This window comes from Pseudomonas sp. RW409 (assembly GCF_003184125.1).
GTDB classification, from domain to species: Bacteria; Pseudomonadota; Gammaproteobacteria; order Pseudomonadales; family Pseudomonadaceae; genus Aquipseudomonas; species Aquipseudomonas chlororaphis_I.
Window position 1 is genome coordinate 144,849 of the sequence record NZ_QHHP01000033.1, and the last position, 13,664, is coordinate 158,512.

Annotated in this window: 12 protein-coding genes; 8 read left to right on the forward strand and 4 right to left on the reverse strand. The window is 62.8% G+C overall.

Going from position 1 to position 13,664, the window contains the following annotated elements; all coding sequences use genetic code 11:
* The 3 genes from DK261_RS13770 to DK261_RS13780 all read left to right on the forward strand — a co-directional run.
* Positions 1–1,349, forward strand: a 1,349-nt coding sequence (locus tag DK261_RS13770) for a GGDEF domain-containing protein (RefSeq protein ID WP_146218536.1), incomplete at its 5' end; no start/stop codon positions are given.
* Between the two features lie 105 nt (positions 1,350–1,454).
* On the forward strand, positions 1,455–2,234 hold the full coding sequence (locus DK261_RS13775) for an N-acetylmuramoyl-L-alanine amidase (protein WP_009046284.1): 780 nt from the start codon (positions 1,455–1,457) through the stop codon (positions 2,232–2,234).
* Positions 2,235–2,306: 72 nt separating this feature from the next.
* Positions 2,307–3,929, forward strand: a complete 1,623-nt coding sequence (locus DK261_RS13780; protein ID WP_110175866.1) for an EAL domain-containing protein — start codon at positions 2,307–2,309, stop codon at positions 3,927–3,929.
* A 3-nt stretch (positions 3,930–3,932) separates the two neighbouring features.
* Here the strand turns inward: DK261_RS13780 and DK261_RS13785 are convergent, their stop codons facing one another.
* Both DK261_RS13785 and algB read right to left on the reverse strand, forming a co-directional pair.
* On the reverse strand, positions 3,933–5,720 hold the full coding sequence (locus DK261_RS13785; protein ID WP_110175867.1) for a KinB sensor domain-containing domain: 1,788 nt from the start codon (positions 5,718–5,720) through the stop codon (positions 3,933–3,935).
* A 10-nt stretch (positions 5,721–5,730) separates the two neighbouring features.
* Positions 5,731–7,077 carry a sigma-54-dependent response regulator transcription factor AlgB gene (gene algB, locus DK261_RS13790; RefSeq protein WP_009046287.1) on the reverse strand — a complete coding sequence of 449 codons (1,347 nt, stop codon included), beginning with the start codon at positions 7,075–7,077 and terminating at the stop codon, positions 5,731–5,733.
* 449 nt (positions 7,078–7,526) lie between these two features.
* On the opposite strand from algB, the gene DK261_RS13795 reads away from it, so the two are divergent.
* From DK261_RS13795 to DK261_RS13815, 5 genes are all read left to right on the forward strand, one after another.
* Positions 7,527–7,814: a hypothetical protein gene (locus tag DK261_RS13795; protein ID WP_009046288.1), complete on the forward strand. Its 288-nt coding sequence runs from the start codon at positions 7,527–7,529 to the stop codon at positions 7,812–7,814.
* Between the two features lie 71 nt (positions 7,815–7,885).
* Positions 7,886–8,050: a DUF1328 domain-containing protein gene (locus DK261_RS13800; RefSeq protein ID WP_003177151.1), complete on the forward strand. Its 165-nt coding sequence runs from the start codon at positions 7,886–7,888 to the stop codon at positions 8,048–8,050.
* A gap of 2 nt (positions 8,051–8,052) precedes the next feature.
* Entirely contained in the window at positions 8,053–8,517 is a 465-nt protein-coding gene (locus DK261_RS13805) for an inhibitor of vertebrate lysozyme family protein (RefSeq protein ID WP_009046289.1), read from the forward strand.
* Between the two features lie 739 nt (positions 8,518–9,256).
* Positions 9,257–10,588: a glutamate/aspartate:proton symporter GltP gene (gene gltP, locus DK261_RS13810; protein ID WP_007924276.1), complete on the forward strand. Its 1,332-nt coding sequence runs from the start codon at positions 9,257–9,259 to the stop codon at positions 10,586–10,588.
* A 206-nt stretch (positions 10,589–10,794) separates the two neighbouring features.
* Positions 10,795–12,024, forward strand: coding sequence for a nucleoside recognition domain-containing protein (locus DK261_RS13815; RefSeq protein WP_009046290.1), 1,230 nt, complete (start codon positions 10,795–10,797; stop codon positions 12,022–12,024).
* A gap of 71 nt (positions 12,025–12,095) precedes the next feature.
* On the opposite strand, the gene DK261_RS13820 is transcribed toward DK261_RS13815, so the two are convergent.
* Both DK261_RS13820 and DK261_RS13825 read right to left on the reverse strand, forming a co-directional pair.
* On the reverse strand, positions 12,096–12,728 hold the full coding sequence (locus tag DK261_RS13820) for an ABC-type transport auxiliary lipoprotein family protein (RefSeq protein WP_009046291.1): 633 nt from the start codon (positions 12,726–12,728) through the stop codon (positions 12,096–12,098).
* Complete coding sequence (locus DK261_RS13825) at positions 12,725–13,663, reverse strand: MlaD family protein (RefSeq protein WP_009046292.1); 939 nt, start codon at positions 13,661–13,663, stop codon at positions 12,725–12,727. Before DK261_RS13825 ends, DK261_RS13820 begins: the two co-directional genes overlap by 4 nt.
* Position 13,664: the final 1 nt, after the last annotated feature.

The following is a 13,664-nucleotide window of genomic DNA, read 5'->3' on the forward strand; positions in this document are numbered from 1 at the left end:
CGGAGAAACCCATCGCCGTCGAGCCGGCACCGCCGATGCCGGATTCGCAGGAAGCGCCGCTGCCAGTTGTGCCTGGCCCCGTCGAAGCACCGCTGTCCGTGCAGTCGCCGGCTGTCGAGGCTCCGGTTGTTCTTTCCAACCCGGACGAATTGATCGTTGCCGCACCCGCCGAGGCGACCCCGGCGCCAGTGCTGCTTGACCGCTTGCCATTGCCGGCGGCCATGGCCGAGGCGCTGGCGGCGGTCGATCCGCAGCAGGCCGAGCAGGATGTGCTGTACGCCCTGCCCGACTCGCCGGAGCCGTCCTACAGTTCGGTGGCCAAGCACATCGAACATACCCTGCTCGGCCTGCTGGACGACTTGAGCCTGCCCGAGCGTCACCGGCCGCAAGCCGAGTCCATGCGCGATCGCTTGCAACATGGATTGAACTGGTACGAATTGCTGCCGATCCTCGACGATCTGGCAGTGTTGATGCTGGCGATCACCGACAGTGGCCAGCATGAGTTCGAGGCTTATCTCAAGCAGCTCAACGAGCGCCTGGAATCCTTCCAGAGCAACCTGCAGGCCGCCAGCGAAGGCCATGCCGACAGCAGTTCCGCGGCGCGGGAGATGGACACGCAGATTCGCGAGCAGGTCGATGGTCTGCAAAGCAGCGTTCAGGAGGCGGCGGATCTGGACGACCTCAAGCAGGTCCTGGAAAGCCACCTGGAAGGCCTGCTCGGCACCATGGACCATCACCAGAAGCAGCGTGACGAGCGCGAGAAGGAAGTGGCCGCGCGCCTGCAGAGCCTGGCCGAGCGGGTGTCGAGCATGGAGCAGGAAGCCCAGGGCTACCGCGAGCACCTGGAAGAACAGCGGCAGAAAGCGTTGATCGACCCCCTCACCGGCCTGCCCAATCGCGCGGCCTGGAGCGAGCGCCTGGAGCATGAAGTGGCGCAGTGGCAGCAGCACGGCAACACCTTGTTGCTGGCGATGCTCGACCTCGACCACTTCAAGCGCATCAACGACAACTACGGTCACCTGGCCGGCGACAAGGTGTTGAAGATCATCGCCGGCGTGCTGCGCAAGCGCCTGCGCGGCAGTGATTTCATCGCCCGTTTCGGCGGTGAAGAGTTCGTTCTGCTGATACCCAATACCTCATGGCCGGTCGGGGCGCGCCTGGCGGAAACCTTGCGGGCGGCCATCGAAGCCTGTCCGTTCCACTTCAAGGGCGAGCGCGTGACCATCACCATGTCCATCGGCATGAGTGCCTTCAAGCCGGGAGAACGCAGCGATCTGGTGCTCAAAAGAGCCGATCAGGCGCTCTATCGGGCCAAGGAGGCGGGGCGCAACCGGGTGGAACTGGGTTGACGCATAATTTGTTCCATTTTGTATAAAGCGGTGTTTTTGCCGGTTTTCCGCAAAGGCAGTACGTTACACTGTTGCATTATTTTCTCCAGCGTACTGCCTTCCACCATGAAAGTTCTTGTCCTCGCCTTGTCCCTTCTGTTGCTGGCCGGTTGCGCCAGCGGTCCGCGTTTCGATACCAGCCACCCTTCGGTCAACTTCGATGAGCGGGTGCAATTCGTGGTGGTGCATTACACCTCGGCCTCGATGGAGCGTTCCCTGCAACTGCTGACCCATGGCCAGGTCAGCAGCCACTACCTGATCGGCGACGACAAGGCGGCGACCATCTACAAACTGGTGGACGAGCAGTACCGCGCCTGGCACGCCGGCGAGAGCCAGTGGCAAGGCCGTACCTGGCTGAACTCCAGCTCCATCGGGATCGAGATCGTCAACCCGGGCTTTCGCGACCTGCCCACCGGACGTGTCTGGTACCCCTACAGCGAAGCGCAGGTCCAGAGCCTGATCGTGCTGCTCAAGGACATCAGCAAGCGCAACAACATCGCGCCACAACACATCATCGGCCACAGCGATATCGCCCCCCTGCGCAAGCTCGACCCGGGCCCGCTGTTCCCCTGGAAGCGTCTGGCCGAAGCCGGGTTGGGCCGGTGGCCGAACGCCCAGGCGGTGGCGCGCCAGGAGGCGTTCTTTGCCGCACAGTTGCCGAGCATCGCCTGGTTCCAGCAAGGCCTGGCGCGTCTTGGCTATGAGACGCCGCAGACTGGCGAGCTGGATGTGGCGACCCGTCACGTGTTGGCCGCGTTCCAGATGCATTACCGGCCGTCGCGTTTCGACGGCCAGCCGGATGCGCAAAGCGCTGCGATCCTGCAGGTTCTCAACCAGACAAAATAATGACGCCCGCCCGACGGTCAGGGCTTTTTCTCAATCAGTAGCTATAACTCATTGGTAACCCTCGGATATCCAATGATGCTGGCCGCCCGCGAACCCCTGCGCAGTTGGTTCTATCGCCCCTGGCTGTTGGCGACGTGCGCGGCTGTATTGAGTGCGGTATTGCTGCTGGCGGCGAGCCTGGGCATTGCGATGCACGAGGCGCAACTGCGCGAAAGCGAGCAGATGAATGCCCAGGGCCAGCGCTTTCTCGAGCGCCTGGAGCAACTGTTCGGCCAGCTGCGCGAAGGCCTGGACGTGCTCGAGGCGCAGCCCCTGCGCGAATGCAGCCCCGAGATGGTCGCGACCCTGCAGCAGATCAGTTTCAGTTATCGCTTCATTTATGAAGCGGCCTACATCGATGCTGCCCAGGCCTGCACCAACTGGCCACGCCAGGACAACCTGGCCGTGATGCGGCCGCCGGATATCAGCGGCCCGACCTACAACTACTGGCTGAACACCTCCACCGAACCCAACGAAAACCGCGCGGCGCTGATGCTCGGGCGCGGCAACTTTCGCGTGGCGACGTCTCGCGGGCATCTGACCGATATGGTCGATCTACCCGCCAACAGCAGCCTGATGGTGGTTCTCGACCATGGCTTGCGGGCCATCCCGGTGCTGGGGCCGGCGCTGGAATGGCCGCCGACCGAGCCGTGGCCGCCCGCGGGGCGCAGCCCGTTGCTGGTGACCCAGGACCAGTTGATCTACCGGATGCCCACCCGCAATCCGGAGTATCAGCTGGTACTCGTCACCCCCCGCACCAACATGCAGCGAGAAATGTTCGAGGGGTGGTGGTGGCTGCTGCCCAGCAGCCTGGCGCTGGCGATCTTCATCGGCGGCCTGGCCTTTCAACTGGCCGGGCAGCGCCAGTCCCTGGGCGCCGAATTGCAAGGGGCGCTGCGCCGTGGCGAGCTACAGGTGCTGTATCAGCCCATCTTCGATCTACGAACGCGCCGGTGTGTCGGCGCCGAGGCCCTGCTGCGCTGGCGCCGTCCGGACGGCACCCTGACCAGTCCGGAGCTGTTCATTCCCATGGCGGAGAACACCGGGCAGATCCGCCCCATCACCGATTTTGTCCTGCAACGCCTGCTCGAGCAGTTGGGGCATCTGTTGCGGGCCAACCCGCAGCTGTACATCTCGGTCAACCTGGCGGCCTGCGATGTCATGGTGCCGCGGATCGGCAAGGTGATGGCGCGCCTGCTGGCGCTGCATCGGGTGGCGGCGCGGCAGATCGCCTTCGAAGTCACCGAGCGCGGGCTGATCGATGTGGTGGTCGCCCGGCATAACCTGCAAGCCTTGCGGGACGTTGGCCATCAGGTGCTGATCGACGACTTCGGCACGGGGTATTGCAGCCTGGCCTACCTGCAGACCCTGCCGGTGGATTACCTGAAGATCGACAAGGCATTCATCGATGCCCTGGGGCATGACGCCGCCAGCAGCGGCGTCGCCCCGCACATCATTCGCATGGCCCATGCCCTGGAGCTCAAGGTGATTGCCGAGGGCATCGAATTCGAGGATCAGGCGTTGCTGCTGAGCAGCGAGGGCGTGCGTTTTGGCCAGGGCTGGCTGTTTGCCCATGCGCTGAGCGCAGTGCAGTTCATCGACCTGATTACCCGCGGACGCCGCCTGGGCCCGCGGCGTCTGGACGACGAGGTCTAGCCCCTAAAGAGGCAAGGCCAGATAGAACTGGGTCCCCTGCCCGGGCCGCGAATAGACACCCATGCGCCCGCCGTGCAGTTGCACGATTTCCTTGCACAGCGCCAGGCCCAGGCCGGCCCCGCCTTTCTTGCGCCCGACCTGGACGAAGGGTTCGAAAATCCGTCCCTGTTGCCCGTAGGCGATGCCTTCGCCGTTGTCTTCGACGCTGATGATGACCCGCTCGCCATGCCGGCGCGCCTGCAAGCGAATCAACCCGCCCTTGGCGGTATGCCGCAGGGCATTGTCGATCAGGTTGTCCAGCACCCGTTCCAGTTGCATGCGGTCGGCATGCAGCCGCGGCAGCGGCTCCTGCAGTTCCACCAGCAGCTCGATGCCCTGCGCCGTGGCCGCGCCGATGAAGCGGTTGCGCGCCTGCTCCAGCAACTCTTCGAGGGAGCAGGGCGCCAGGGTGAGTTTCTGCAGGCCGTTCTGATAACGCGAGAAGTTCAGCAGGTCGTTGATCAGCTGCATCAGGCGCTGCATTTCTTCGTTGACGGTGTTCAGCAGGTCGGTTTCGCGGGAGTCCTCAGGGAAGCGCAGGCGTTCCTGCAGCAGGCCGAACGCCATGTGCATGCCGGTGACCGGGGTGCGCAATTCATGTGAGGCGCGCAGCACGAATTCGCTGCGCACGCGCTCGAAGGCCCGCTGCTCGGTGACGTCGTGCAGCACCATCACCGCGCCGAGGATATGCCCCTGGGGATGGCTGACCGGGGTCAGGCTGTACGTCAGCAGGCGCGATTCGCCATCGACCTCGATGTTCAGGTCCTCCGGCGGCCGTTCAAGGCTGCCGCCGCGCAGTACCAGTTGCAGCTGCTCGTCCAGCTCCGGTCGCTGCAGGGCGCTGCCCAGCCCTTGTCCAAGGCGTTCCTCGTCCCAGCCCAGCTGACGCTGCGCCACCGGGTTGAGGTGTTCCAGGTGACCCTGGCGGTCGATCATCAGCAAGCCGTCGTCGATGCTGTCGAGCACCGATTGCAGGCGCTGCTGGCCGGCGAGCAGTTCGTCGACATTGGTGGCCTGATGCTCGCGCAGGGCTTGGGCCATGATCCCGAAGCGCCGGGTCAGCAAGTTCATCTCGGCAGCCGAAGACAGGGGCAGGGTCACGTCGAAGTTGCCCTGGCCGATATTGTCGGCGGCCTTGGCCAGGGCTTCGATGGGGCCGCCAAAGCGCTGGGCGATGCCGTGGGCGGTGATGAAGCCGATGATCAGCACGGCCAGCCCGACGAGGCCGAGCAGGCCGGCGATCAGCAAGGCGCGATTGCGGGCCTGATGTTCGATGTCATTGATGTTGTCCAGGGCCTGCTTGTGTTCGCTGATCAAGCCATTGCGCAGGGTATTGAAGCGGTGGGTCAGTTCCGTATTGCCATTGACCCCTGCCGAGGTCCCGTCGGCACGCTCGAAGGCCTCGAAGAAGCTCTGGTAGTCGTCGCGTGCCTGGGTGAAGCCGTTGCGCACATTGTTTTGCCGTTCATGCTCGATGCCCTGGTCGAGCAGGGCCAGGTATTCCTGCCTGGAGTCGTCCAGCGCCGCCCGGTCAGGGTTGTGGTTGAGCATGATGATCAGTTGGTCGCCCAGGGTCTGGCGCAGCTTGAGCCCCAGGTCCAGGGTGATGAAGTTGTTGCGGATCAGCGCTTCCTGGGTCTTGGCCATCTGCATCACGCTGACCAGCCCGAGCAGCAGGCCGAGCAGCGCCACGGTGATCAGCGCCGAGATGCTCAGAAACAGTCTCGTGCGCAGTTTCATCGCTAACTTCATGAGGTGCGGCTCACAGGTTGTACTGTTTGCGTTTGCGGTACAGCGTCGAGGCGTCGATACCGAGCGTCTTGGCGGCCTGGTCGAGAGTATCGCTGGTGGCCAGCACGGCGCCGATATGGGCTTTCTCCAGCTCGTCCAGGCTCAAGGCGGCGCCGATGCGTGGAGTGTTGTTGGTGGGTTGCTCGGCCATGCCCAGGTGGCTGATCTCCACTTTCTCCTGGGGGCAGATGATGCTGGCGCGTTCCACCACGTTGCGCAGCTCGCGGATATTGCCCGGCCAGCGGTAATTGAGCAGCGCTTCGCGGGCCTCGTCGCTGAAGCCTCGGGCGGGACGGGCGTATTCCTTGACGAAGCGTGCGAGGAAACGGTCGGCCAGGGTCAGGATGTCTTCGCTGCGTTCGCGCAGCGGCGGCAGGTGCAGGGTGATCACGTTCAGGCGGTACAGCAGGTCTTCACGAAAGCGGCCGTCGCGCACCATGTCCTCGAGGTTGAGGTTGGTCGCGGCGAGGATGCGCACGTCGGCGCGGCGGGTTACCGGGTCGCCGACCCGCTCGTATTCCTTGTCCTGGATGAACCGCAGCAACTTGGGTTGCAGGGTCAGCGGGAAGTCGCCGATCTCGTCGAGGAACAGCGTGCCGCCATCGGCCTGGTTGACCCGGCCAAGGGTGCTTTCGCTGGCGCCGGTGAAGGCTCCGCGGCTGTGACCGAACAATTCGCTCTCCATCAGCTCGGCGTTCAGCGACGGGCAGTTGATGGTCACGCAGGATTTCTTGGCGCGCTTGCTCCAGCCGTGAATGGCCCGGGCCAGCTCGCCCTTGCCGGTGCCGGATTCGCCGAGGATCAGGATGTTGGCATCGGTGCCGGCGACCTGGCGGGCGGTTTCCAGCACCACTTTCATCGCCGGGCTGTGGGAGTCCAGGCCGTCCTTGGGTTTGCGCACTTCGCCTTCGAGGGCCTCCAGGCGCGCCGAGAGCTGGCGGACTTCCAGCTGCTTGGCGGTCGCCAGGCGCAGTTGGTCGGGGCTGCAGGGCTTGACCAGGTAGTCGGCGGCGCCGGCCTGGATCGCGTCCACCGCGGTGTCGACGGCCGAATGGGCAGTGACTATCACCACCCGCATCCAGGGGGCCTGGATGCGCATCTGGGCCAGCACGTCCAGGCCGTTGTCCTCGCCCAGGCGCAGGTCGAGGAAACACAGGTCGAACACCTGGCGTTGCAGCAAGGCCTCGGCCTGAGCGGCGCTATTGGCCGTGGCGACGGTATAGCCCTCGTCTTCCAGGCAATAACGGAAGGTACGCAGGATTGCGGACTCATCATCTACCAGAAGAATGCGGCCTTGATTTTCCGGTGCTGATTCCATGTCCGAGGCTCCTGAAGTGAGTGATCTTATTTAGTCCCGGAAAAATCGGGCAAGTTGCATGGTTAATTCTTATCGATTCCCAGGGGTGCAGGTTAGTCATCTCCGGGGTGTATTGCTAATCGATTGAAAATAATAGGTTTTTTATTGCTTTTAGGACTTCTCCGTAATTCTTTCCCGATTTCGTCACTGTACTCCTGCATTTTCAGCCGCGTTTTTTTCCTCAAGTATCAGTCCAATCGTGCAATTCGCACGGTATCCAGGGCGGCATCGTGCAGGATGGCGTATGAAGATCTTCCTTGTTTGCTTTCAACTCATTGTTTTTATTGGATTTATTTCAATTCAAAAAACTGGCATGCAGGCTGCAACAGTCTGATCAGACTCGGCCGAACAAGCTGCAAGCGCAGCCACAAGCGCTTGAGAACAATGACCCACGTGGGAGGAGCCTCCGGATGAAACGCCAACGTCTCGCCCAATTGTCTGTTTCGCCCCTGCACCTGCAGCAGGGATTGTTCGCCAGCCTGGCATTGCTGGTGACCTTGATTGGCGGTCAGCAGTTTTCACGTTGGGAGCAGAGCCAGCAGCAAGAGGCTGTGAGGTTGCCGGTTTATCACACCACTCAAACCCACTTCAGTGCAGTCAGCACTCGGTTTGCCGATTCCGCCCCGTTGCATCTGATGGACGTCGACCAGGCTCAGCCTGCCACCGACACGGCTTATCAGGAGCGCTGGGTGTTCTAGGCAGGACAGCCGGTACGCAACTGCGGGCCGGCTAAGCAGTACCTCTAAATAGAAGCGTAAGGAGAATGACCATGTTGAGCTGGGCAATCACATTCCTGATCATTGCCATCATCGCCGCGGTACTGGGCTTCGGTGGTATCGCGGGCACCGCCACGGGTATCGCCAAGATTCTCTTTGTCGTTTTCCTGGTGATGTTCATTGCTTCCTTCTTCTTTGGCCGTCGTGGTCGAGGTTGAACATGAGCGTTTCTTTGAAAGCATTGGCCGCCGCCCTGTTACTGGGCGGCGCGGCCACGGCGATGGCAGCCAACGACGGTCAGACCCGGGTCAACGAGTTGTTGAACAGCGACCCGCAATACCGCGAAACCTGGCAGGACGTCGTCGAAAAGGAAGAGCGCCTGCCGGAGTGGGTGATGAACCTGTCCGGTGATGCGCAGCAGATGAATGCGCTGGAAGAAGACGGCGACAAGTACCTGGTCGGTCCGCTTTGCGAAACCCGCGATACCTGTCGCAACCAGCGCCTGATCGTGGCGTTCAGTTTCGACAAGAAACACGCCTACGCCATGTTGGTCGAAGTGCCGGCGGGCCTGCCCGCGGACAAGTCGCCGACCCGCCATGCCGAATACCGTTTTCTCGGCAAGCCGGACGCTGGCATGCAGGGCTTGCTCAGGGAACAGCTGAAAAAGGACCCGAACTGGTACTGAGTTTGCGGTTCGAAAGCTTCGATCATGGAAGGCGAGTGTCCAGCGGGCCTTGCTTTCCGTTGCACCGCCCCGAGGAGGGGCAGCGCATGACCAGGGGGGCCGGGACGTTCTGATCGAAACCGGATCGGAGTGACCTAGGGGTACAGGGAGTGCCTCCGCGAGGGCCGGGTCAGGAAAAACTGCGGCGCAAGCTCGCAAGCCGTTCAGGCTTGACGACTTGCGTCGTGTTTGAATGCCACAAACCTTTGTGGCAGAGCTGTGCCTGCTTTTTCAGGCAGGGGTTCGCGACAAATATTCCGAGTTGCCTGGCCTAACCGTTTCACGGTGTTTCTTTGCGACCGTACATCGAGAAACTTTTGCCTTTTTCCAGACGGGATTTCTGGTTCTAACGTAAGAACTTTCCCTTCTTTCGAAGGTCATTCCGAATCCTTCCAAAAGCGCTGAATGCCGCCTGAAATGGCCGTTTCACGGTAGATGGCCAGGCCGAAATGTCGCATTCGAACCGGTTGGGACGCCCGTTTCGTTTAGAAAAACTCATGCCGATTCGGCATAGGGTAGGCGTTTACGGCATTAGACGCGCCCCCCTTGCGTCGGAATAGTTGCGCCTTTTTTCGCCTGCAGAGAGCCGTAAATGCTCGCTCGGGGTGACCTTATACGGGGGCCGATGCACAGACTTTTCCGCCATTGAGCGTTCCAGTTCGCGCATCAGCCCGAGTCCAACTGAAGTAAGGGTAATGATATGAAGAAGGCAAAACTAAGCCTCGCCTGGCAGATCCTCATCGGTCTGGTGCTGGGGATTGCAATTGGTGCGCTGCTCAACCATTTCAGTGCCGAAAAAGCCTGGTGGATCAGCAACGTCCTGCAACCTGCGGGCGATATCTTTATCCGCTTGATCAAGATGATCGTGATCCCGATCGTGATTTCCTCGCTGATCGTCGGTATCGCCGGCGTGGGCGACGCGAAGAAACTCGGGCGTATCGGCCTGAAGACCATCATCTACTTCGAAATCGTTACCACCATCGCGATCCTGGTCGGCCTGGTGCTGGCCAACGTGTTCCACCCGGGCGCCGGCATCGACATGAGCACCCTGGGTACCGTGGATATTTCCAAGTACCAGGCGACCGCCGCCGAGGTACAGCATGAACACGCGTTCATCGAAACCATCCTCAACCTGATCCCATCGAACATCTTCGCGGCCATGGCCCGTGGCGAGATGCTGCCGATCATCTTCTTCTCGGTGCTGTTCGGCCTCGGTCTGTCGAGCCTGCAGGCCGACCTGCGCGAGCCGCTGGTGAAGATGTTCCAGGGCGTCTCGGAAAGCATGTTCAAAGTCACCCACATGATCATGAACTACGCCCCGATCGGCGTATTCGCCCTGATCGCGGTGACCGTGGCCAACTTCGGTTTCGCCTCCCTGCTGCCGCTGGCCAAGCTGGTGATCCTGGTTTACGTGGCCATCGCCTTCTTCGCCTTCGTGGTCCTGGGCCTGATCGCTCGCCTGTTCGGCTTCTCGGTGATCAAGCTGATGCGCATCTTCAAGGATGAGCTGGTGCTGGCCTACTCCACCGCAAGCTCCGAAACCGTGCTGCCGCGGGTGATCGAGAAGATGGAAGCCTACGGTGCGCCGAAAGCCATCTGCAGTTTCGTGGTGCCGACCGGTTACTCGTTCAACCTCGACGGTTCGACCCTGTACCAGAGCATCGCGGCGATCTTCATCGCGCAGCTGTACGGCATCGACCTGTCGATCAGCCAGCAACTGCTGTTGGTCCTGACCCTGATGGTCACCTCCAAAGGCATCGCCGGCGTACCGGGCGTGTCCTTCGTGGTCCTGCTGGCGACCCTGGGCAGCGTGGGCATTCCGCTGGAAGGCCTGGCCTTCATCGCCGGTGTCGACCGCATCATGGACATGGCCCGTACTGCCCTGAACGTGATTGGCAACGCCCTGGCGGTACTGGTCATCGCTCGTTGGGAAGGCATGTACGACGACGCCAAGGGCCAGCGCTACTGGAACTCCCTGCCGCACTGGCGCAGCAAGGAGCCGCTGCCAGCCGGTGAAGTCACCAAAGGCTGATACCTGTAGCCGCTGCCGAAGGCTGCGATAAGTTCCGCAGGAACTTCGCGATCCGGGCCGCGGCGCCTCCTGCGCAGGCGAGCGCAGCCTGTGGCAGCGGCTAGCAATGTTCTGCTCTGTCATCATCGACAAACCCCGGTCAATCCGGGGTTTGTCGTTTCTGTCCGCCCCGCTATCATTCGCCGCATCTTCTGGGGGAATAACTGATGCTCAATGGCCTGTGGCTTGGCTTCTTCATCGTGGCGGCCGTTTCAGCGCTGGCGCAGTGGCTGGTCGGCGGTAACGCCGGGATCTTCTCGGCGATGGTGGAAAGCATCTTCGCCATGGCCAAGCTGTCGGTGGAAGTGATGGTGCTGCTGTTCGGCACCCTGACCCTGTGGCTGGGCTTTTTGCGGATCGCCGAGAAGGCCGGGATCGTCGACTGGCTGGCCAAGGCCCTGGGCCCGCTGTTCACCCGCCTGATGCCGGACGTGCCGCCAGGGCACCCGGCCATCGGCCTGATCACCCTGAACTTCGCGGCCAACGGCCTGGGGCTGGACAACGCCGCCACGCCGATCGGCCTCAAGGCCATGCGCGCCCTGCAGGACCTCAACCCCAGCGAAACCACGGCGAGCAACGCGCAGATCCTGTTCCTGGTGCTGAACGCCTCGTCCCTGACCCTGCTGCCGGTGACCATCTTCATGTACCGCGCCCAGCAGGGCGCCGCCGACCCGACCCTGGTGTTCCTGCCGATCCTGCTGGCCACCAGCGCCTCGACCCTGGTCGGCCTGCTGTCGGTCGCGGTGATGCAGCGCCTGCGCCTGTGGGATCCGGTGGTACTGGCCTACCTGATTCCCGGCGCCCTGGCCCTGGGCGGCTTCATGGCCCTGCTGGCCACGCTGTCGGCCACCGCGCTGGCATCGCTGTCGTCGATCCTGGGCAACCTGACGTTGTTCGGCCTGATCATGCTGTTCCTGGTGATTGGCGCGTTACGCAAGGTCAAGGTCTACGAGGCCTTCGTCGAGGGCGCCAAGGAAGGTTTCGACGTCGCCAAGAACCTGCTGCCGTATCTGGTGGCGATGCTCTGCGCGGTAGGCGTGCTGCGCGCCTCCGGGGCCCTGGACTTCGGCCTGGACGGCATCCGTCATCTGGTGGAATGGGCCGGCTGGGACACGCGTTTCGTCGATGCCCTGCCGACGGCCCTGGTCAAGCCGTTCTCCGGCAGTGCCGCGCGGGCGATGCTGATCGAAACCATGCAGACCCAGGGCGTGGACAGTTTCCCGGCGTTGGCCGCGGCGACTATCCAGGGCAGTACCGAGACCACCTTCTACGTGCTGGCGGTGTACTTCGGTTCGGTCGGCATCCAGCGCGCGCGCCATGCCGTCGGCTGCGCCCTGCTGGCCGAGCTGGCCGGCGTGGTGGCGGCGATTGCGGTGTGCTACTGGTTCTTCGGCTGATCGCGAGCAAGCTCGCTCCTACAAGGACGATAAACATCCTGTAGGAGCGAGGCCTGCCCGCGATGAGGCCGTCAGCGCCTGACCAGCTGGCTGCCCTGCTTCACCGTCCACTCCACCACCTGCCGGTTCAGGGTATCCCCCGCCTGGCCAAATCCGGCGACCACCGCCGGCACCTTGGTATCGTTCAGCGGCTGGCGCACTTCGAAGCGCTGGCTGGCCAGGATCTTCTGGTCGTAGCCGCGCACCAGGCGCGCATCCAGGCGGATCACCACCGCCACGGCCTTGCCCTGGTATTCGCTCTGGAATGCCTGCAGGTTGCCGCCCAGTTCAAGATCGGTCTGCACATCGCTGTCGTCGGTGCCCAGCAGTTGCACCCGACCGTCGGCGAGGAATCCGTCCAGCAGCCGATTGCGCAACAACACCGGCGCCGGATCGCTCCAGCGCGCGTCCTTGTAGCTGCTGATCACATCGCCCTGGGGGATCACAGCGATTCTCGCGCTGTTCAAGGCGTCGCTCGCCAGGGGTTTGGTCAGGCGCAGGGACCAGGGCTGTGTGTGTCCCTGAGGCTGGGCTGCGGCGCTCTGGGCCGTGGGCAGGCGATAGATATCCACTGGGTCGGCCTGGGGCAGGATCGAGCAGGCGCCGCTCAAGGCGAAGCCGGCGGCCAGGGCCAGCCGGCCGAATGGGCGATAGGCACGCTTCATGGCGTGAACTCCTTGTTCTTGTCACTGCCCAGCAGGTAGCCGCTGGGGTTGGCTTCCAGGCGACGCGAAATGGCCCGCAGCGAGCTCAGGGTGTCGCGCAGCTCGCGCACCGCCGGCGCCAGGCCATTGAGGCCCTGGATGCCGTTGTTCAGCGAGTCCTGGTTGTCGGTCAGCAGTTTGTTGATGGTGGCGCTGCTCTGTTCCAGCGATTGCATGGCCAGCTCGGCGCTGCCGAACATCTGCTTGCCCTGCTCGTTGAGCAGGCCGTTGGCATTGCGCATCAGCGCGGTGGTCTGTTCCAGGGTGGCGCTGGCCTGCTTGCCGATGGACGCCAGTTGCTGCATGGCCAGGCGCACGTCGCCGCGCTGTTCGGCGATGGCCCCGGTGGTCTGCTCCAGGTGTTCGAGGGTGTTGCCGATGCGCTCGACGTTCTCTGGCGAGAACATGCTGTTGGCGTTGTGCAGCAGCAGGTTGACGCTGGTCATCAGGTCTTCGCTGTTGTTCAGCAGGCGGGCGATCGGCGATGGCGAAGCGACGATCACCGGCAGTTTGCCGTCCTTGCCCTGAAGCGGCTGGCTTTGTGGAGTACCGCCACTGAGCTGGATGATCGAAGTCCCGGTGATGCCGGTCAGGGTCAGCTTGGCCTGGGTGTCTTCCTTGATCGGGGTTTCGCCGCTCAGGCGGATCCGCGCCAGGACCCGGCGCGGGTCGTTCGGGTCCAGGCGCAGGCTGACCACATCGCCGACCTTGATCCCGCTGTACTGCACGGCGCTGCCTTTGGACAGGCCGCTGACGGCCTCGTTGAACACGACCTCGTAGTCCTTGAACTCCGTGTCGACGCTGGACTTGGCCAGCCACAGGCCGAACAGCAGGGCGCCGACCACCACAATCACGGTGAACAGGCCGATCAGTACATGATGGGCTCGGGTTTCCATG